We start from the raw sequence: 20,153 nt of genomic DNA, 5'->3' as shown, positions 1-20,153 counted from the left end.
GCCGCGTCTATGTCGCGGCGGTGCCGTGAACGGCCGCCAGCCACTGATCGAGGATGTCGGCCGTGGCGATGCTGCTGGCCAGGTCCAGCTGCGGATAGGACAGTTCACGGCGGCCTGCGGTGATCGCGGCGTTGCAGGCATCGAACTGGAAACTGTAAAGATCGCGCGGTTCGGTCAGCGGCAATTCCTCGATGGTGCCATCGTTGGCTACGTGCCGCACGATCTTGGTGCCGCCGGTCACCCCTGTGCCGAACCAGAAGTCGTCCACTTCGAGACGGCCACGGGTGCCGATGATCGAAAGCACGTTGTCCTGAACGAGTGCGATCGAGCACGAAACCTGCGCGACGATGCCATTGGCAAAGCGCAGCAGGGCGCTGGATACTTCGTCCACCCCGGTCGGGCCGATCAGCCCCTCCGCACTGAGGGAAACCGGCTGCAGGGCGCGATCGGCCTCGCGATAGCCGGCAATCAGGCAGGCCATCGTCACCGGGTAGCCGCCGACGTCGAGGATCGCCCCGCCGCCCAGGTCCTTGGCGAACAGGCGATGATCGGCGCCGCCGGTGGGATGGGCAAAGCCAAAGCTGGACTTGATCAGGACGACGTCACCGATCGTGCCGCCGCGTACAAGGTCGAGCAGGAACGTGGTGAGCGGGTGGTGGCGGTACATGTAGGCTTCGGCCAGGAACGTATCGTTGGCGTGGGCAGCCGCAACCATTGCGCGGGCTTCCGCCCCGTTCATCGCCATCGGCTTTTCGCTCAGCACGTGCTTGCCCTGCGCGGCAGCGGCGATGGCCCAGCGCGCGTGGAAGGGGTGGGGCGTTGCGATATAGATCGCATCGATGCCAGGATCGGCGAGGAGTTCCTCGTAATCGTCGAACACCCGCGCGCCGGGAAACGCGCGCCCGAGCCGCTCGTGATCGGGCGAACGCGATGCGACTGCGACGACTGCGCCTGACGCGCAGGCAGCGGCACTGCGGAAGAATTCGCGGGCGATCGTGCCGGGGCCAAGGATGCCCCAACGAACCGTGCTCATGCCATGGTCCTTTCGCTGCTGGCCTGATGGGCGCGCAGCGCGCCAAGCGCCTCGATCGCCAAACGGTGATCGTCTTCCTGCGGCAGCCCGCTGATGCCCAGCGCGCCGATCGTTCCGGTGCCGGCAAGGCGGATCGGCACGCCGCCGCCGTCCGCGATGTGATCCCGCAGATCGAGACCATGGCGTTCGAACAGGCCGGGCTCGCGCCGGAAGGTGAGGCCCAGGGCATAAGTGCAGCGTTCGAAACGCATCACCAGCGCCAGCTTGCGGCGAAGCCATTCGCTGTTGTCGGCCGAGGCGCCGGGCAGGAGGCAGGCGAACAGCGTGGCCACGCCACGGCGGATCTCGATGGCGATAGGCAGGTTTTCGCGCGCGGCACGCTCGCGCAGATAGCTGCCCAGCCACCAGGCATCGTCCAGGTCGAAATGCGCCAGTTCGAGCGCCGCGACTTCTGCTTCGATCCGCGTGATCGCCAGGTCGCTATCGTGGAGTGGCTCGTCCATGCTTGGTCCCCTTGGTGCCCGTCCCGGTCCGGGCAGCCGTTATCTGATCATTGATTGAATGCAACTGGTTTGTCCAGGATCCTGCTGCGTTCGTTGGATTCAAAAGCCTTGCAGTAAATTTGATCGCTGATTAAATGACGCTCAGGGTCACCCGTCCATCGGCATGGAGCGGGACCAGGGAACACGGGGCTCGACATGGGCCCAGGGAGTTGATGATGACAGCCTCGTTCAAATATGGCGTTTCGCTTTACAGTTACACCGATGACTTCGGCACGATCATGGGGCTTGAGGAAGGCTTTGATGCCGTTGCCGGGACCGGTGCAACCGGGATCGAGATACTGGGCGAAGCGCATGTGAAAGGCTACCCCGAACCGTCGAGCCAATGGCTCGACACCTGGTTTCGCCTGCTCGACCAATACCAGCTCGAACCGACCAACATGTGTTCCTGGGTGGACACGCGCCTGCATCTTGAACGCAATCTCACGGTCGAGGAAGGCGCGGGGGAACTGGAGCGCGACCTCACGCTTGCCCATCGCCTGGGCTTCAAGTTCCTGCGCCCGAAGTTCGGCGTGGTGACGTCCGATCTCGATCCCGATCCGATCTGGGAAGGCGCGGTCGAACGCGTGCTGGATCTGGCGCACAAGCTCGACATCGTGATCTGCCCGGAAATTCATGCACCTACGCCGATCAGCCATCGCGTGACGCAGAACTATATCCAGTTCATCGAGCGCACCGGCACGAAGAATTTCGCGCTGCTGATCGATTTCGGCATTTTCCAGGATCGCCCGCTGCCGTTCTGGCCGCAGGAAACGCCCGAGATGCGCGAATTCGACACCGCCTTTCTCAACGGCATCAAGGTCAATCCCGAGGAACTGCTCGATATCATCCAGTACGTGGCGTTCATCCAGGCCAAGTTCCACCATATCAACGATGATCTGGAGGATGAGCATATCCCGCTGCCCAAGGTCATCTCGGCGCTCAAGCGCGCCGGGTATTCCGGCTATTTGTCGAGCGAATACGAAGGCGTGCGCGATCCGTGGGTCGCGATCGACCAGGTCCGCCGGCAACAGTTGCTGATGCGCAAGCTCGAAAAGGATTTCGACGAAGGCCGCCTGGCCTGATCGCTCGATCCATCGCTCCAGATAACAGGAAATCACACATGTTGCTCGAACAAGCGCCGATCCAGAGCACGGGATTCAGGAACTATGGTCCCGTCGATGCGCGCGAAGGCTTTGAAATCCGCATCCGCACGCCCAACTACCGCGGCTTCCGCATCTCGCTGCTCGATGGGGTCGACGTGGCGGTCGACGGGGAACGCTTTGGGTATGAAAACAACCTGTTCGCGCTGAACGGGCGGACCTTTTCGCTCGAAGAACTGCGCGCGGCGTCCGACGTGCGCTGGGAACTGGGCGATCCTGCCACGATCATCGTGCCCCGGCCCGGCGGTCTCGAACCGGGTATCCACCAGGTCTACGTGGGCTGCCGCGTACGCTATCCCTATTTCCCGCCCAAGTTGCAGCCGCACACGATGCCTTGGAACCGCCTGCTGACGATCGTCCTGCCCTGACCGCCTTGGCCCCTGGGCACTGCAGGGCCCGGGGGTTGGCCGCACACGGCGTCGGAAAACAGAGAGGGGCTGGGCATCGCGCGATGTCCAGCCCCTCTCTGTTTCGGTGCCGCCGTTGTCAGCGCTTGGCGATCACGCGTGGCAGATGGCGGATCGGCTCGATCGTGACGTTGCGAAAGAACGCTTCGGCGCCTTCAGACTGCAACTGGATGCGCCCGTGCGTGAGGGGCTGGGCGGGAGAACTGGGTGTGGCGCGGGTGCGCATGCCGGTGGCCGCGAGAACCGGGACACCGTTGACCACGTGCACGGCGGCATTGCCGACGACGTAGAGGTCGATCGTGTTCCACTGCCCCAGCGGGCGTTCCGCGTCGGAAGCGGCATCGACATCGAAAGCGACGTTGCCCACCTCGGCCGGCGTGCCATCAGGCATGAAGCGACGCCACGGATAGGGGATCGTGCGATCGCTGCCGACCGTCGAGCGGGCGCTGACGTTCCAAAAGATATCGTTGAACGAGGTTGCCTTGCTCGAATCGCCCGGGGTCAACAGCATGCCAAAGTGCTGTGGCACGAGTTCGAATTCGATCGAGGGGCTCCAGGTCTTGAGGAACGAGCCCTGCTGGCCATGGGCGTGATAGAGAATGCCGTTGTTGCGCGGGATCGTGCCAAGCTGCCAGGTGCCCCACTTGAATTCGGCATGCAGGTGATAGGCGTGATAGTCGCCCTTGGTGATCAAGGCGCCAAAGATCTTGCCGCTGACGCGCAGCGCCGGGCGCCCGTCTTCCTGCACCACGCTGAAAACGCCGGTGGCGTCGCGGTTGAGGCCGATCGGGCGGTCCTTGGTGAAGGCATAGGTCATCATCGGTTGGGGCAGGCCGAGCCAGGAATCCCACCCATCGAGATTGCGCCCGTTGAACAATGCAATGCGGCGGCCGGCGGGCTTGGGAATGCTGACCAGCGTGAGTGGTTGTGCCTGGAACGGCTTGTCCTTGGCCACAATCGCCTGCTGTTCGGGGGTGGAGCCATCGGGGGCCATGGATTGCGCCGCAGCCGGAGGCGACGCCGCAATCTGGGCAAGGCCGAGGGCGAGCGGAGCGACGGAGCGGAGGCGGTGTGATCGGAACATCGAATAGGGTCCTGTCATCATCGGACGGCTAATGGCCCGGCAGTGCGGCGGTCGGGGCGGGCGCCGGTGGCGTAAGGCAATCTCTCCCGGCGGACCCTCGGTTTAATCAGTGATTACATTGCGGGCAAGGGGCCAATTTTCGCGACTTGCGCGGCATGGGGCTATGCCGTGATCAGATGGTCGCTGGCATTGCCGGCGTTTGGTGGTAGGTAAGGACCGGAAAATTCAGAGGGACGCCATGAGCGAGAAAAAGCCGTATCATCGGGAAGATTTGAGAAACGATCTCCTCAATGTCGGGCGCGAATATGTGAAGCAAAACGGCCACATCAACCTGTCGATACGCACTTTGGCCCAACAAGTGGGTGTATCACCCGGCGCCCCGTACTATCACTTTCCCGATCGTCGCTCGTTCCTGCTGGCGCTGGCCAAGGAAGGATTTCGCGACATGCTGGCGGGCACCACTATCGTCGTTGCCAGCAAGATGGCGCCCGAGGAAAAGCTGCGCCGCATGGGGGTGCTGTTCATCAAGTTTGCCGACGACAATCCAAACCTGATCGACTTGATGTACGAGAGCGAGTTGACCATGCCGACGCTCGATCCCGGCCTGCTCGAGTTCCAGCTGATGGGCCACGATGCGCTGCGTAGCCAGATCGTGGCGGCATTGCCCGGCATTGCGGATGCAGAGGCCGATGTGCGCAGCGTGGCGTTCTGGTCGGGCATCTATGGCTTTGCCACGATGCGCCGCAAAGGGGTGATCCGTCCCCATGATCCGCGCACGCTGCCCTCGGTTGATATTGCCGAGGCACTGGTGGATCGCTGCCTGCTGTCCGCGCTTTCCGACGCTTTGCCAACGTCAACGCATTCCTGAGCGCGGCTTGGCAAGGGGACCGACGCGACAGGGGCAGCTCCTCGCATGGCCGGACAGCCTTAAATCAAATGAGAAATCGGCCGATTAGCAGGCGGTTCGGCAGGTGTGCCCGATGCCCGGATTGAGATGGTTGCCGGGGTCGAGCGCGGCATAGTGGGCGGCCAGCGCGGGCTTGGCATGATAGAGATGGCCGACGTTGTGTTCGGCTGGGTATTCCGCCCCGCGCGCGTCGAGCACGGCCCACATGCGGTGTTCGGTTTCCAGTGGGTCCACGCCCTGCTTCAAGATGTAGTCCTGATGGAACACATGGCAGAAGAAATGCCCGTAATAGAGCGCGATTTCGATGCCATCGGCGATTTGTGCCGGCAATTCCTCGCGCCACTGACGATCGTTGCGGCGCAGCGCGATATCGAGCGCGATGATCTCGCCGCAGTGGCGGGCATGCATGATCCGATAGCGGATCGCGGCGCCTGCCACCGCGAAGCGGTGCAGGAACGCCTTGCGCGCTTCCAGCGGGGTGCAGGCGAACATTGCCCCCGTGGCGCTGGGGAACATGGTGTCGAGCACGGCCCGCGCCTCGGCAATGCCTGGTCCGGCCATCTTGAGGATGAGATGATGCTCGTAGCGGTCGCGCCAAGCACGCATCCGCGGGGGAAGATGCTGGGGCAGCAGGCGGCTGATCCCCTGCATCAATTTATCCGACAGGTGACCGGGCAGGATGCGCATGCGCCGCGCCCAGCCATCGACGGCTGCCTTGAGCGCGAACAGCGCGGGCAGGCGGTCGGTGCCAAGCCGCTCGATCGCGACGAAGATATCCTTGCCGTATCGCGCGGCGACATCGAAGGCATCACGGTGGATATATTCGCCCGAAACCGGCAGGTCGGCGCATTCGGCCAGGATACGCCGGCGTAGCGTTTCCAACTCGTCTGGATCGTTAGTGCCGATGTAGAACGTGGCGGCATCGGCTTCCTGCACAAAGGTATCGAGCCGTACGGCCAGGACCATGACTTTGCCGGCGCTGCCCGATGCTTCGAACAGGTGGCGCGGATCGGCGTTGAAGCGTGCCGGCGTGGGGGCATCGATGGCGCGCACCGTTTCGGCATAGCCGCGCGCGGACGCCGCGCGGCCTTCGTCATGCACAAGCTCGTCGGTCAGTCCACCCCTGGCCAAGGTTTCGAGGACGGCACGCGGATCGGTGCCCAGCGCGATGCCAAGGTGATTGACCAACTCGACCCGGCGATCCGCGGTCACGCGCGCAAACAGGGCATATTCGGTATAGGCCGGGCCACGCTGCACCAGCGCTCCGCCAGAATTGTTGCAGACCCCGCCCACCACGGATGCGCCCAGGCACGAGGAACCGATCACCGAATGTGGCTCCCGCCCAAGGGGCGCCAGCACCCTTTCGAGTTCGAACAAGGTGGATCCGGCCAGGCAGACGACTTGCGCGCCGCCGCGCACCACATGGACGCCCTTGATCCGCATGGTGTTGATGATCACCACGGGGCGATCGTATTGGCCATCGGGTGTCGAACCGCCGGTGAGGCCGGTGTTGGCGGCCTGGACGATGACGATCACGCCTGCGGCGATGCAGGCGCAGAACGCATCGTACTGCTCGAGCGGGGTGCCGGGGCGCACCACCGCCAGCACCTCGCCGCCACCATGGCGAAAACCGGTATCATAGCGGCGCGTGCGGCTGCGCCCGGTCAGGACGTGCCGTCGCCCGACGATGGCGCGCAGCGAATGAACAAGCGAGATGATCGATCTCCGGCAGTCTCGGCGGGGCGGTTCGCGCCTCAGGAATAGGGCCAGGCGGCGCGCGAGAATACCCCGCCGTCGACCCAAAGGGTCTGGCCGGTAACATACCGCGCGCCCGGGCCGGCGAAGAACAGCACCGGCCCGGCGATATCCTCGGGCGTGCCTACACGGCCCAGCGGTGTGATCGGCGCCCAACTCGCGGAGTAGTCGGGCGCTTCCTCGGCGGTTCGCTCGGTCGCGATCGCGCCGGGCGCCACGCAATTGACGGTGATGCCATAGCGGCCCAGCTCGACCGCTGCGGACTTGGTGAATTGCTCGATTCCGCCCTTGGAGGCTGTGTACGACACCAGGTTGGGGAAGGCGAGCTTGTTGCAGCCCGAGCCGATATTGACGATCGCGCCACCTTGGCCGGCCTCGGCCATGATGCGGCCGACGACCTGGGTGTTGAGGAAGCAGCCCTTGAGATTGGTGCGCAGCACATCGTCCCACTGGTCCTCGGCAAGATCGAGCAGCGGCGCCCAGGCCTGGATTCCGGCGTTGTTGACCAGGAGACTGGGCGGCTGCCCAGCCCAGGCGATCGCGGCGCCAACGAACGCTTCCACTTGCACCTTTTCGCCCACGTCGCAGGCCAGGGCGCGTGCGGCATGGCCACGGGCAACAAGGTCTTGCGCCAGGGCCTCGGCCGGTGCGGGCGACGCGCGGTAGCTGAACGCCACGGCATAGCCGGCCTCGGCCAATGCCGTGACGAGATGGTGGCCGATCCCGGTGCTGCCGCCGGTCAACAGGGCCAGGGGTTTGCTCACAGGCTCATTCCTCCATCGATGACCATGTTGCTACCCGACATGAAGCGGGCCTCGTCGCTGGCGAGCAGGACGGCCGCGGCCGCGATTTCGGCTGCCTCGCCCAGGCGCCCCATCGGCTGGCGCGCCACGAAGGCGCTGCGCGCCGCTTCGGCATCGCCGGTTGCGGCAAAGCGGTCAAGCAGCGAGGGCGATTCCACCGTGCCGGGGCTGATCGCGTTGCAACGGATGCCATCGGCGATGAAATCGCGTGCGACGGCCATGGTCAGGCCGATCACCGCGGCCTTGGTGGTGGCATAGGCACAGCGATTGGGAGCGGCCATCACCGAGGATACCACCGAGGCGATGTTGATGATCGAACCCTCGCGCCTTTGCAGCATGCGTGGCAGGAATGCCTGGATGGTGCGCACCATCGACGTCACGTTGAGATCCACGCTGCGCGCGAAGTCGGCCATCGAGCAGTCTAGGATCGACCCATTGGCGACATAGCCGACGCAGTTGACGAGCACTGCGCAATCGGGCCATTCGGCCGCCGCCTGTGCCACCGCGCAGTCATCGGTGACATCGAGTGGCACGGCGGTGATCGCCGACGAGGCGAAGCTTTCGGAAAAGCGCAAGTCGGCGGCCGCAACCCGCGCGCCTTCGGCGGCGAAGCGATCGGCGATGGCGCGGCCGATGCCCTGCGCCGCCCCGGTGACGAAGCAGGTCTTTCCTGCCAGGCGCCCGGCCATCGCCTCAGCGCCCCTCGTTCCAGGCGATGACCCTGTGCTTCTGGGTACCGAGCTTGTCGATGCCCAGTTCGATCACATCGCCTTCCTGCAGGTAGACGGGGGGCTGCTTGCCCAGTCCCACGCCCGGCGGGGTGCCGGTGGTGATGATATCACCGGGTTGGAGCACCATGAACTGGCTGAGATAACTCACGATCGTGGCGCAATCGAAAATCATCTTCGCGGTGTTGCCAGTCTGCATGCGCTGCCCGTTGACGTCGAGCCACATGCCCAGTTGCTGGGGATCGCCCACTTCGTCTGCCGTGACCAGCCAGGGGCCAATCGGGCCAAAGGTTTCGCAGCCCTTGCCCTTGTCCCACGATCCGCCGCGCTCAAGCTGGAACGCCCGCTCCGACAGATCGTCGCACAGCAGATAGCCGGCAACGTAGTCGAGCGCCTGCGCGGGATCGACGTAGGACGCGCGCGAGCCGATCACGATGCCCAGTTCGACTTCCCAATCCATCTTTTCCGAATTGCGCGGACGGCGCACCTCATCGTTCGGGCCCTGGATGCAGGACACCGCCTTGGTGAACACGACCGGTTCGGCCGGAATCGGCATGTTCGATTCCTCGGCGTGATCAGAATAGTTGAGGCCGATGGCGATGAACTGCTGCGTGCCGACCAGAGGCCTGCCCAGGCGCGGCGTGCCTGGAACGATCGGCAGCGATGCCATGTCGAGTTGGCTAAGCCATTCCAGGCTCGCGCGGGAAAGCACATCAGGGGTGATGTCGGGGACATGGGCCGTAAGGTCCCGCAGCGCGCCTTCCCGGTCGACGATGCCGGGCCTTTCCTGGCCTAAGGGGCCGAACCGAACCAATTTCATGGTGATCTCCGCGATGGGGTCGCAAGGCTGAGCGGCGGGGCGCCGGTCTTGCACCTATTGAATGTATCTAATCAATGATCAGGTTTGGCGCATAGCCAAAAGCCGTGGCGAGATAAAGACGCTTTCTTCGTTCGTTGGGAGCGGGCGCTCGTGGCGAACAGAAGCGTCCGGAGCGCTCTGCCGCAATGGCACTTGACGCGTCTGGATATCAAATCTAATCGACGATTAATTATGAAAGCGCGGACACGGTGATTCCTCGCGACGCGATCCTGCAGTCTTCGGATTTCCTGCAGGTTGCCCGCCGGCCCTTAGTCCGCCCGTGGTCGCCGCGGCCTGGTTCCGGGCCGCGGCGACGAACCGATAAATTCAACCTAGGGAGGGGTTTGTGGACAGGTCTTTGATCAAGCTGATGGCTGGCGCCGCGTGTCTTTGGGGTATGGCTGGCCATGCCGAGGAAGCGCCGGCCGATGGCAGCGGATCCGTGCCGACGGGTGACATCATCGTCACCGCCAACCGCGTTGCCTCGAGCGCCCAGAAAACCCCGATCGCGCTGACCGTGTACAACGGCGATCAATTGGCGGCCGCTGGCGTGACGAGCGTGGCCGCCTTGCAGCGGATCGATCCCAGCGTGAACTTCACGGCCCGCAACGGCACTGGTTATGTTGCCGTGCGCGGCATCGCATCGACCGACGTGACGGAAATCGGTGACCCATCGGTGCCGATTGCGCGCGATGGCTTTTTCACCAACCGGTCCTATTCGATCAACACGTCGATGTACGACTTGCAGCGCGTGGAAGTGCTGAAAGGGCCGCAAGGCACGCTGTTCGGGCGCAATTCGACCGGTGGCCTGATCAGCCTGATCACGCGCAAGCCGGGCAAGACGCTGGGTGGCGACGTGGCGATCGAAGCCGGCAATTTCGGTGCGATCAACGTGGACGCCGGGGTGGACCTTCCGGTGAGCGACAAAATCCAGCTGCGCTTTGCCGGCATTTCGCATCGCCACGATGGCTATCGCAATCTGACCGTGCTGGGCGGGCGCGGCGATGACGATGCGACGCTTTCGGGGCGCGCCACGCTGGCGTTTCAGCCCTTTGCCAATTTCGAGGGCCTTATCCAATACCAGCACGACAATATCGACAACGTCGGTGACGTTGCCTTGTCCGGCGCGGTGGGGACGGTCTTGACCAACTATGACGCGCGCACTTTTGCCGATTACGTGCCCACTTCAAACCGCCTGATCGGCAATCGCGTGCGGTGGGAATTCGCGCTCAGCGGTCTGCCGCTCGATTCCACGCTGACATATGCCGGTGGCTATGATGCGCAGGACTGGCGCCACAAGCTGGATGCCAGTGGGTCGGCAACGTCGCAGGCCACGTTCTATCAGGCCGAAGCGCCCCGAACCTGGAATCACGAGGTGCGGCTTGCCACGCCGCAGACCAACCCGCTGGCGGTTCAAGTGGGCTTCTTCCACTTCCAGGAAGCAAACACGCTGCGCAACGGTTTGCGGGAACTGAGCGGGACATATGCCGGGCAGGATCTGATCGCATTCGACTATGCCATCAAGACCAAGTCCGATGCCGTGTTCGGCCAGGCGAATTACCGCGTGACCGAGCAATTGCACCTGACGGCGGGCGTTCGCTACACCCACGACGTCAAGCAGCGCACCGGTCAATCGGCGCTGCGGTGCGATATCGCGGGCATCCCCGCATTTGTCTGGCCATTCGTGCCCTGCGTGGGGACCTTGCCCACGTACTATGGCCTGGGCAACGGCTATGTCTCGCAATCCAAGCCGACCTACCTGGCTGGTTTCGATTGGACGCCCACCAATACCAACATGGTCTATGGGAAGTTCTCCACCGGCTACAAGTCGGGCGGGTTCAATTCCAACGGCTCGGCGCCTTCGGTGGATTATGGCCCGGAAAACGTGACGGCGTGGGAACTGGGGACCAAGAACCGCTTCCTTGGCGGCGCGGTCACCTTCAATGCCGACGTGTTCTACCAGACGTACACCGGCTACCAGGCTTCGCAGGCGACGCCGGCGGTTTCAAGCGGCAGCGGTGTCTTCAACGTGGGCAATGCCAAGATCTATGGCGCGGAAGCCCAGCTTGTCGTTGCCCGCGGCGGCCTGCGCTTGGATCTCAATGGCACGTATCTCCACAGCCGCTTCGGCAGCGGCACGGCGGCCATTTTGACCACCGACCCGGCGACCGGCGGCAGCGTATCGCGCAACGTGATCGGCAATCGCCTGCCCAATGCGCCGGCGCTTTCCGTATCCGCCGGGCTTGAATACAAGATCGACATGGGTGGCGCGGGTTCGCTGACGCCGCGGATCGATGGCAAGTATAGCTCGGACTACTACTTCGACGTGTTCAACAACGCCGACACCCTCCAGGCGGACTTTGCCATGGGCAACCTGTCGCTGACTTATGCCCCTGCAGCCAAGGGCCTGACCGTGACCGCGTTCGTGCGCAACTTCACCGACAAGGTGGTGTTCGCCAATGCCCAGCGCAATTTCACGGCAACGCCTTACATCAACGCCTATCAGTTCATGCCGCCGCGCACGTATGGCCTGCGCATCGCCTATAGCTACTGATCCCGGCAGCGCCCGCTGCCATGGTTGCCATGGTAGCGGGCATGTCTGTGCCGGGAACCGGGCGCCAGGCATTGCCCATCGCGTTGCCGCGCCGGGGCGAAGGGAAGGTGTGGTGATGTCGGTCAGGCAATCTTCGGGGGCAGGCGCATGAGCTTCGATCTTGTCCCCGATCCCGATGTCCCTTGCGCAAGCGGCTGTGCGCCCAGGCAGGATCACGTCGCGCGCCAGAAACGCAGTGCTGCCTCGCTGGAGCGGATGCTTGATGCCACCGACCGCCTGATGACGGATCATCAAAGCGAGGCGTTCACCTTGCTCGAAGTGTGCCGGATCGGCGGTGTTTCCGTCGGCTCGATCTATCTTCGCTTTCCGACCAAGGTCGATCTCATCCGCGCGGCCATGCAGCGTCGGCTGATTGTGGTCGAGCAGGAAGAAGCGGCGATGATGGCGCAACTCTGCCGGGATAGCGTGGATCTTGCCGGGTTTCTCTCGGCGTTCATCGAAGCCTATTCCCAGGTCCTGCAGCGGCACGCCCGGATCTTGCGCCTGTGCATGGACCGGGCCGAACATGATCCCGTGATCAGCGCCATTGGCAAGGCCCAGGCCGAACGCGCCGCGCAGCGGGTGGTGCAAGCCCTGCTGGCGTATCGCGATCGCTTCGGTGGCAACCGGGCAGAGGAAAAGGCCGGCACGATCTATCGTGCGATTTATGCCGTGCTGTGCCGGCAACTGGGGCTGGGCAGCGCGCGCGAAGACCATCAGCCGCAGCAGTGGATGGTGTACAAGAAGGATCTGGCCCTGATGGCGCTTTCATTCCTGTCTTGCGCGCAATAATCGGGCACGGGTGCCGGGCACGCTTACTTGCTTCCGCCGGCGCCCGTGCCCCCGCGATCAGGCGTTGCGGCGGGCTTTGACCGCGGCGATAACCCCCGCGGCGATTGCCGTCCCGCCCAACGCTGCAAACGCCCCACCGATCGAAAGGCCGGTCAACCGCACCATCGAGACGGCGAGAGGGCTGGTGAACTGGCCCAGGAAAAAGCAGGCGCTCCAGATGCCCATCACGCGCCCGCGGTGGTGCGAGGGCACATCCTTCATCGCCCACAACACGAGCGCGGGGATCAGAATGCCGGCCCCGAATTGCTGGATGGTGGCAAAGGTGGTCATGACCGGCACGCTGCCTGCAAGGCCGATGCCGATCATCCCTGCGCCGACAAAGGCGAGAAACGCCGCGACCTGCCCAGCCGCATTCAAGCGTTGCGACAGCGGCTTGAAGGCCAGCCCGCCCAAGAACACGCCGATATTGGCCAGCCCGACCAGCATGCCCATTTTGTCTGCAGCGCGCAGGCCGATCCCTTCGAAAGCGAGCCCGATCTGGACGATGTAGACATAATAGAGCGAGGCCGAAAACAGCGTGACGGCGCCGAACGCGGCCGCGTGGCGGGCGGGGAAGGGCGCCGGCCTGGCACCTTGTTCCTGGCGCTTGTGCGCGGGTTCGAACAGCCAGATCGCCATCGCAACGGCCATCGGCAGCGCGACGGCGTATATCATGAACGACCAGTGCCAGTTCACCGCAGCCAGGGCACCCGAACCGATCAAAACCGAAACGCCGAACACCGGCCCGAACGCTGCTTGCGCGGTCAACCAGTTCCGCCGCCCCGCTTCGGGATAGTAATCCGCGATCAGCGTGTTGGTGACGGTCAGGATCGCCGCCTCGCATATGCCCAGGGCCAGCCGGGTGGCAAAGATCGCGGTCAGGCTGTCGAGAAAGAACGGCGCAATCCCCAAAACCCCGTAGATCGCCGTGGCCCAGATCAGCAAGCTGCGACGGCCCAGGCGATCGGCACACCAGCCCATCAGCGGCGAGAACAGCGCGGTCATCAGCCCAGGGGCGGTAACGGCAAGAGGCACGAGCGTGCTGGCGCCGGGCACCTGCGCGAATTGGGCAACCATCTGCGGCACCGCCGGCGTCAGCGCCACGATGGCCAGGATCGGCAGGAAACCCGCCAGGATGACGATGACGCCTTGCGCCATTCCGGCGGCGGGCGGTGGATTGGTTTCAGGCGCGGCCATGAACGCCGATCTCCTTATACGTTAGCGCTGGTGCTGGCGGTGGCGGGCAAAGGCCCATGGCATTCCTCTCTCCGCCGGCCCTGTCTGGCGCGGGACGGCGCTTGTTGAATGGCGCTATCTAATCATTGATAAGTTTGCAGGCAAGTGCCGACTTGGATCGCTGCCGTGCCTGGCTCTTAGGAGGCCACGAATGGCGGATCGCTTGACTGGCGCAATCAGGTGCGGCGGATTACAGTTGGCCGGCTGGTGGTCGATCCGGGCCACGACGGCGAAACGCATCTTGGAAGGTTTGCGCAGAAAAATGACCGCCCTTGCACGCTGCACCTGGGCCGATGGCGATCCGGTGATGGCCGCCTATCACGATACGGAGTGGGGCATCCCGCTGCACGAATCCCGCGCGCTGTGGGAAATGCTTATGCTTGAAGGCTTTCAGGCAGGCCTCTCGTGGCGCACGATCCTGCACCGGCGCGAGGGATTCCGGCGGGCTTTCGACGGCTTCGTGCCCGAGGTGGTGGCCGCATATGATGAGGCCAAGATCGCCGCGATGATGCAGGATGCGGGCATCATTCGGGCGCGCGCCAAGATCGAGGCGACGATCGGCAACGCCCGCGCCTATCTGCGCATGGCTCAGCAGGGCGAGGATTTTGCGCAATTCGTTTGGTCCCACGTCAATGGCCTGCCGCGACTGGGCGATGGCTTGACGGTCCCGGCGAGCGATCCCACCTCGCTAGCGCTGTCCAAAGCGCTCAAGCAACGTGGCTTCAAGTTCGTGGGCGCGGTGACGGTCTACGCCTTCATGCAGGCCGTCGGCATGGTCAACGATCATGCCATCGATTGCCCGCAGCGGAATGCCTGCTAGGCGGGGGCGCCGGACCCGGCAGCATCTTCCAGCACGGTCCCGGCCGCACGTCTGACTGCCTCGGTCAATTTGCGAAGCGCTGCGGCATGCAGCCGGGCAACCGTCCAGTAGAGCGTGACACCGATCGGGGTGGACGGCACCAGTTCCACCAACGTGCCTTGATCGAGGTGAGGCAGGGCGAGGACGGCTGGCTGCATGCCCCAGGCCAGGCCGCGCAGCGCCAGATCGAGGAACGCCCGGGTCGATGGGATCCAATGCACCTGGTTGCCCACGGGCGCCCCGACATGGTCCATCGCCCAGCGCGCCTGCAAATCATCGCGCCGGTCAAAGCGCATCACCGGGGCATGCAGGAGCGCTTGTGCGGTCACGCCGGTGGGAAAATGGCGCGTGACGAAATCAGGGCTGGCGCAGGCAAGGTAGCGCAAGGCGCCCAAGCGGGTGGTGCGGCATCCCTGCACGGGTGCGCTTTCCGATGTGATCGCGGCCACAACATCCCCGCCGCGCAGACGATCGGCGGTGTGCGCCTCGTCATCCACGACGAGTTCGACCAGAAGGCCGGTTTCGCGGGAGAATCCGACGATGGCAGGGGCCATCCAACTGGCCAGACTATCCGAATTGACCGCGATCTTGAGCGTGACGGGTGGCGAGGCAGCCGTCTGCGGGGCGCCCATGTCGGATAGCAGGTCGGTTTCGAGCAGGCGCACAGCCTCGAAATGGGCACACAAACGCCGCCCGAGCGCGGTGGGCTGGCATGGCTGGCTACGCTGCACAAGGATCGCGCCCAGCCGTTCTTCCAGCGCCCGCACCCGCTGCGACACGGCCGAAGGCGAGATGTGGAGCGCCGCGGCGGCGCGTTCGAACGTACCTTCGCGCACCACCGCCGCCACGACCGAGAGCGCCGCATAATCGAGCATGTGATGAAGCATAGCTTCATTTAGATAAGGAGATCAAGTTTCTCTTAAGATTAAGACTTGGCCATAGCGCCTGCCATGAACAGCATCATCGCCACTTATTCCGCCGGCTTCGCGCTCTGCGCAGCCCTGATCGTTGCCATTGGAGCCCAGAATCTGTTTGTGCTGCGGCAGGGATTGCTGCGGCGCCACGTGCTTGCAGTGGTTGGTTTCTGCATTGCGGCCGATGCGTCGCTGATAGCCGTGGGCGTCAGCGGCGTTGCAGCCTTTCTCAAATCCATGCCGCAACTGACGCGCATTCTCTCGCTGGGCGGGGCGATGTTCCTGGGCTGGTACGGCCTTCTCGCCTTTCGCCGGATGGCGCAGGGCGAGGCGGTTTCGGTGGACGCGGGAAGCGCGCAGTCGCTGGGCAAGGTGTTGTCCACGCTTGCCGGGTTCACGTTCCTCAACCCGCACGTCTACCTCGACACGGTCTTGTTGATGGGTGCGGCAGGGGCGACCCATCCCGCTCCCCTGCGGCCATTCTTCATTGCCGGGGCGGCCTCGGCCAGTGCCTGCTGGTTTGCCCTGCTGGGCTATGGCGCGCGGCTGCTGGCGCCGCTTTTTGCCCGGCCCGCCGCATGGCGCGTGCTGGATGCCATTGTCGGCATGACCATGCTGGCCATGGCCGCGATGCTGGTCGTGACCGCCTTCCACTGACGGCACGGGATTGCCACGTTGGGCTACCGCGGCCGGAGGCGGCCTGCGCCCCCGTGCCGCGGCCTTGCGCCGTTTTTACACCGCCGCGCTTTCTGCGGATACGCGATAGCGCGGTGCCACGTCGCGGCGGGAAAGTTCGGACGCCATGGCGAGCCGCGCTTCCTGAATCGCGTGCCACTTTGCCTCGTCGGCGAGCGGCGGAATGGTGACTGTCTCGCCACGATCGAAGCCCAGCAGCGCCGCATCGACAAGGTCGCTGGCGTCCATCACCCATTCGGCGGGGAAGGAATCGATATCCTTGCCCGACCGCGCCCAGATTTCGGTACGGGTTGCCCCCGGCAGGACGGCCTGCACGCGGATTCCCTTGTCGGCAACTTCCTTGGCCAGGCCCTGGGTCAGGTTCAGGATGAAGGCCTTGGTTGCGCTATAGGTGCCGTCGAACATTTCCGGCGCGAGGGCGAGCACCGACGAAAGATTGATGATCCCGCCCGCACCGCGCGCGGCAAATGCCCGCACCGCTGCGCCGGCAAGCAGGGTTGGCGCGGTTACGTTGATGGCTATCAGGTGCTCGATCGTCACCGCGGGCGTGTCGATCAGCGTGCCTTCAAGCGAAATGCCGGCGTTGTTGACCAGCAATGTGAGCGTTTCGTCCGAGGCGATGCGCGCCTCGACCTTGGCGAGTTGCGATCGATCGCTCAGATCGGCGGGCAGCACGTCGACACGGGCGCCGGTTTCCGAACGCAGGCGCGCTGCCAGCGCTTCAAGCCGGGTGACGTCGCGCGCGACGAGGACGAGATCGCGGCCACGGCGGGCGAGGCGGTCGGCATAGATGGCGCCGATGCCGGTGGATGCGCCGGTGATGAGAGCTGTTCCGGGGGACATGGTCATTCTCCGTAAAGCGAGTCAGTTGGACAGTCGGACTTTGGCGGTGACGGACAGGCCGGGCCGCAGCACCGGGTTGGCGGCTTGCCCGGGGTCGAAGCGGATGCGCACCGGCACCCGCTGGACGATCTTGGTGAAGTTGCCGGTGCCGGGTTCGAACGGCAGCAGCGAGAAACTGGAGCCGGTGCCCGGTGCAAAGCTTTCGACACGGCCGGAGAGCGCATGGTCGAGCGCATCGACGCTGATCGTCGCGCGTTGCCCGGCCCGCATGTCGCGGGTCTGCGTTTCCTTGAAGTTCGCCGTCACATAAAGGGCGTTCATGGGCACCAGCGTGAGCAGGCGCGATCCGGGCTGAACATAATCCCCAACGTGGACCTGGCGATTGCCCACCACGCCATCGACAGCGGCGCGGATGATCGTATGGGCTTGATCCTGACGCGCGAGATCGAGTGCGGCGATCGCGCGCTGTCGTGTTGCCTGCGCCTTTTCGAGCGCGGCGAGCAAGGTGGGGCGGCGTGCCGCTGTCACGCTTGCCTGCTGCCGCGACACGGCCAGCAGTGCCTTGGCACGGGCGGCCGCCTGCGCGCCGTTGATCGCCGTGGCACGATAGGTCTCGGCATCGCGGCGTGCGACAGCGCCTGTGGCAACCAGGGCGTCATAGCGCTGGCGATCGGTTTCTGCGCGCTCAGCCTCGGCGGCGGTCGAACGGATCGTGGTGCGCGCCGCGGTAACCTGCGCTGCGGCCAACCGCTCTTCTGCGTCAAGGCTGACGAGCGCCGCGCGCGCTGCGGCGACATCGGCTTCCGCATCCGCCAGATCGGCACGCCCGCTCGCCGCCTTGGCATCGAATTCTTCAGAATCGATCCGCACGAGGGGATCACCGACGTGCACGACCTGATTGTCGCGCACGAACACGGCGCCAACCAGGCCGCGAACTTTCGGCGCCACCGTGGTTGAATCGGCCGCCACATAAGCATCGTCGGTCGCTTCGACCGATGGACGCGCCATGATCCACAGGGCGCCGCCTGCCGCTGCCGCCAGCGCCAGTGCCGAAACCAGCAACGTGCGGCCGCCGGGCCCGCGGCGTTGCGCCTTCGCGGGCGCGCCGGCACTCTGCGCAGCTGGCGGCAAGCCTTCGCTTTGCTGCTGTCCTTCCGATTGTTCATCCATTGGCTTTGCGCTCACCGCGCGCCTCCTTGCAGAGATTGCTTGCGTATATGATGAACATCATATTGTATGACGTTCATCATATGTCGAGTCATATTTCGTCGATCGGAAAGGAAGCGGGTTCGTGGGATGGCTGATGGAGCTTGGTCAGGACTGGTCGGCAGACCCCTCGGCGATGCCGACGGCGCGTAAGTTCCTGATCTTTGGAGTGATGGCGTTCGGCCAGTTCATGGCGCTGTTCGATATCCAGATCGTGTCTGCCTCGCTGAGCGACGTGCAGGCAGGGCTCGCTGCCGGCCCGGATGAAGTGAGCTGGGTGCAGACAGCCTATCTGATGGCCGAGCTGGTGATGATCCCGCTGTCGGGCTATCTCGCCGGGGCGATGTCGACCCGCTGGCTGTTTGTCATGTCGGCGGGGATGTTCACCTTCTCCAGCCTCATGTGCGGGCTGTCGTGGAACATGGAATCGATGATCGCCTTCCGCGCGCTGCAGGGGTTTACCGGCGGGGCGATGGTGCCGTTGGTCTTCGCGGTGGGGTTCACGATCTTCAGCGGCGCGCAACGGGCGCTGATCCCGGCCATCCTGGGCACCGTCAGCGTGCTGGCGCCAACGTTGGGGCCCAGTGCCGGCGGCGCGATCACCCAGGCGCTCGACTGGCGATGGCTGTTCTTCATCAACATCATCCCCGGCATCGTGGTGACATTGCTGGCCTGGCAGATTCTTCGCGTGGATCGGGCCAATCCATCCATGTTCGGCCGGATCGACTGGAGCCATTTCGTGGCGATGGCGGTGTTCCTTGCCGGCCTTGAATATGTGCTGGAGGAAGGACCGCGCAAGGACTGGTTCGGCGATCCCACCATTGCCATCGCCGGCTGGTGCTCGGCCGTCGCTTTCGTCTTGTTTCTCGAGCGTTCCTTCCGGTCCAGCAATCCGCTGGTGCGGTTGCAGCCGTTCCGCCGGCCGACCTTCGCCTTTGCCTGCACGTTCAATTTCGTGATCGGCATCGGCATGTATTCGGCGATCTATCTGGTGCCGGTCTACCTGGCACGCATCCGCGGGTACGATTCGCTGCAGATCGGCACCACGGTGTTCGTGGTGGGCGTGACGCAGCTGTTGAGCGTGGTCGTCAGCGCCTATCTCAGCCAGCGGGTCGACATGCGCTGGATGATCACGGTTGGCTTGTCGCTGTTCGCCGCAAGCCTGTGGCTCACGTCCAACATGACCAGCGCGTGGGGGTTCTGGGAGCTGTTTTTCCCGCAAGCCGTGCGTGGCCTTGCCCTGATGCTGTGCATCGTGCCCAGCGTGAGCATGGCGCTGTCGGGCTTCCAGCCAGCCGAACTGCGCTATGCCTCTGGCCTGTTCAACCTGATGCGCAATCTGGGCGGCGCCATCGGCATTGCCGTGGTCAATACCCTGCTGCGTGACCATGCCCGCATCGCGTCAAGCCGGATCCGCGAAGCGCTTGGCCATCAGCCCGGCGCGGCGTCGGACATGGTGGCGGGCATCGCGCGGCGCCTGGCGCAAGCCACCCCCGATACGCACCAGGCCCTGACGATGGCACAAGGTCTGTTTGCCCAAGTCGTTGGCCGCGAGGCGTTGACCATCGCTTTCAACGACGTCTTCCGGCTGCTCGCCTGGATGTTCATCGCGGCGCTGGTGATGGTGCCGTTCTGCCGCCCACCCGCCAATGCCACGCCGCCGTCGCCCGATCTGGCGCACTGAGGAGTTCTTTGCC

The 20,153-nt window shown here is 64.4% G+C and carries 19 protein-coding genes; 8 read left to right on the top strand and 11 right to left on the bottom strand.

Annotation, left to right across the window (positions count from 1 at the left end; genetic code table 11):
* Positions 1–7: 7 nt before the first annotated feature.
* Positions 8–1,033: a Gfo/Idh/MocA family oxidoreductase gene (locus FHW94_RS08765; RefSeq protein WP_168555242.1), complete on the bottom strand. Its 1,026-nt coding sequence runs from the start codon at positions 1,031–1,033 to the stop codon at positions 8–10.
* Positions 1,030–1,536, bottom strand: a complete 507-nt coding sequence (locus tag FHW94_RS08760; protein ID WP_168555241.1) for a heme-degrading domain-containing protein — start codon at positions 1,534–1,536, stop codon at positions 1,030–1,032. The genes FHW94_RS08765 and FHW94_RS08760 overlap by 4 nt, the downstream gene beginning before the upstream one ends.
* A gap of 215 nt (positions 1,537–1,751) precedes the next feature.
* Here FHW94_RS08760 and FHW94_RS08755 point away from each other — a divergent pair, with 215 nt between their 5' ends.
* Together FHW94_RS08755 and FHW94_RS08750 are read left to right on the top strand one after the other, a co-directional pair.
* On the top strand, positions 1,752–2,657 hold the full coding sequence (locus FHW94_RS08755; protein ID WP_168555240.1) for a TIM barrel protein: 906 nt from the start codon (positions 1,752–1,754) through the stop codon (positions 2,655–2,657).
* A gap of 38 nt (positions 2,658–2,695) precedes the next feature.
* The gene (locus FHW94_RS08750; RefSeq protein ID WP_246865933.1) at positions 2,696–3,103 is read left to right on the top strand and encodes a DUF6379 domain-containing protein; all 408 of its coding nucleotides are present in this window, start codon (positions 2,696–2,698) and stop codon (positions 3,101–3,103) included.
* A gap of 118 nt (positions 3,104–3,221) precedes the next feature.
* Here the strand turns inward: FHW94_RS08750 and FHW94_RS08745 are convergent, their stop codons facing one another.
* Positions 3,222–4,226, bottom strand: coding sequence for a DUF1080 domain-containing protein (locus tag FHW94_RS08745; RefSeq protein WP_168555239.1), 1,005 nt, complete (start codon positions 4,224–4,226; stop codon positions 3,222–3,224).
* Between the two features lie 271 nt (positions 4,227–4,497).
* On the opposite strand from FHW94_RS08745, the gene FHW94_RS08740 reads away from it, so the two are divergent.
* A complete protein-coding gene (locus FHW94_RS08740) occupies positions 4,498–5,094 on the top strand; it encodes a TetR/AcrR family transcriptional regulator (protein ID WP_246865932.1) in 597 nt (198 codons plus the stop codon).
* 84 nt (positions 5,095–5,178) lie between these two features.
* Here the strand turns inward: FHW94_RS08740 and dld are convergent, their stop codons facing one another.
* Genes dld through FHW94_RS08720 form a run of 4 tightly spaced genes read right to left on the bottom strand, consistent with a single transcriptional unit; the run spans position 5,179 to position 9,239 of the window.
* A complete protein-coding gene (gene dld, locus FHW94_RS08735; RefSeq protein WP_349237483.1) occupies positions 5,179–6,852 on the bottom strand; it encodes a D-lactate dehydrogenase in 1,674 nt (557 codons plus the stop codon).
* Positions 6,853–6,887: 35 nt separating this feature from the next.
* Positions 6,888–7,652 carry an SDR family NAD(P)-dependent oxidoreductase gene (locus tag FHW94_RS08730; protein ID WP_210425489.1) on the bottom strand — a complete coding sequence of 255 codons (765 nt, stop codon included), beginning with the start codon at positions 7,650–7,652 and terminating at the stop codon, positions 6,888–6,890.
* On the bottom strand, positions 7,649–8,380 hold the full coding sequence (locus FHW94_RS08725; RefSeq protein ID WP_168555238.1) for an SDR family oxidoreductase: 732 nt from the start codon (positions 8,378–8,380) through the stop codon (positions 7,649–7,651). The genes FHW94_RS08730 and FHW94_RS08725 overlap by 4 nt, the downstream gene beginning before the upstream one ends.
* 4 nt (positions 8,381–8,384) lie before the next feature.
* Entirely contained in the window at positions 8,385–9,239 is an 855-nt protein-coding gene (locus tag FHW94_RS08720) for a fumarylacetoacetate hydrolase family protein (RefSeq protein ID WP_168555237.1), read from the bottom strand.
* Positions 9,240–9,624: 385 nt separating this feature from the next.
* On the opposite strand from FHW94_RS08720, the gene FHW94_RS08715 reads away from it, so the two are divergent.
* Positions 9,625–11,832, top strand: a complete 2,208-nt coding sequence (locus FHW94_RS08715; RefSeq protein WP_168555236.1) for a TonB-dependent receptor — start codon at positions 9,625–9,627, stop codon at positions 11,830–11,832.
* A 147-nt stretch (positions 11,833–11,979) separates the two neighbouring features.
* Positions 11,980–12,663, top strand: coding sequence for a TetR/AcrR family transcriptional regulator (locus FHW94_RS08710; protein WP_168555235.1), 684 nt, complete (start codon positions 11,980–11,982; stop codon positions 12,661–12,663).
* 57 nt (positions 12,664–12,720) lie between these two features.
* Here FHW94_RS08710 and FHW94_RS08705 read toward each other — a convergent pair whose 3' ends face one another.
* The gene (locus FHW94_RS08705; protein WP_168555234.1) at positions 12,721–13,899 is read right to left on the bottom strand and encodes an MFS transporter; all 1,179 of its coding nucleotides are present in this window, start codon (positions 13,897–13,899) and stop codon (positions 12,721–12,723) included.
* A gap of 301 nt (positions 13,900–14,200) precedes the next feature.
* Here FHW94_RS08705 and FHW94_RS08700 point away from each other — a divergent pair, with 301 nt between their 5' ends.
* The gene (locus FHW94_RS08700) at positions 14,201–14,758 is read left to right on the top strand and encodes a DNA-3-methyladenine glycosylase I (protein WP_168555578.1); all 558 of its coding nucleotides are present in this window, start codon (positions 14,201–14,203) and stop codon (positions 14,756–14,758) included.
* On the opposite strand, the gene FHW94_RS08695 is transcribed toward FHW94_RS08700, so the two are convergent.
* A complete protein-coding gene (locus FHW94_RS08695; RefSeq protein ID WP_168555233.1) occupies positions 14,755–15,672 on the bottom strand; it encodes a LysR family transcriptional regulator ArgP in 918 nt (305 codons plus the stop codon). The genes FHW94_RS08700 and FHW94_RS08695 overlap by 4 nt on opposite strands.
* 75 nt (positions 15,673–15,747) lie before the next feature.
* Here FHW94_RS08695 and FHW94_RS08690 point away from each other — a divergent pair, with 75 nt between their 5' ends.
* Entirely contained in the window at positions 15,748–16,368 is a 621-nt protein-coding gene (locus FHW94_RS08690; protein ID WP_168555232.1) for a LysE/ArgO family amino acid transporter, read from the top strand.
* 75 nt (positions 16,369–16,443) lie between these two features.
* On the opposite strand, the gene FHW94_RS08685 is transcribed toward FHW94_RS08690, so the two are convergent.
* Both FHW94_RS08685 and FHW94_RS08680 read right to left on the bottom strand, forming a co-directional pair.
* The gene (locus FHW94_RS08685; RefSeq protein WP_349237467.1) at positions 16,444–17,250 is read right to left on the bottom strand and encodes an SDR family oxidoreductase; all 807 of its coding nucleotides are present in this window, start codon (positions 17,248–17,250) and stop codon (positions 16,444–16,446) included.
* 21 nt (positions 17,251–17,271) lie between these two features.
* Positions 17,272–18,435, bottom strand: coding sequence for an HlyD family secretion protein (locus FHW94_RS08680; protein WP_349237466.1), 1,164 nt, complete (start codon positions 18,433–18,435; stop codon positions 17,272–17,274).
* Between the two features lie 118 nt (positions 18,436–18,553).
* Between FHW94_RS08680 and FHW94_RS08675 the strand changes: the two genes are divergently transcribed.
* Positions 18,554–20,140 carry a DHA2 family efflux MFS transporter permease subunit gene (locus FHW94_RS08675; RefSeq protein WP_210425488.1) on the top strand — a complete coding sequence of 529 codons (1,587 nt, stop codon included), beginning with the start codon at positions 18,554–18,556 and terminating at the stop codon, positions 20,138–20,140.
* The last annotated feature ends 13 nt before the right edge of the window (positions 20,141–20,153 follow it).

It is taken from the genome of Novosphingobium sp. SG720 (assembly GCF_012275365.1).
GTDB classification, from domain to species: Bacteria; Pseudomonadota; Alphaproteobacteria; order Sphingomonadales; family Sphingomonadaceae; genus Novosphingobium; species Novosphingobium rhizosphaerae.
Note: the sequence above shows the minus strand (reverse complement) of the source record. Positions and strands in the feature narration are given on the sequence as shown.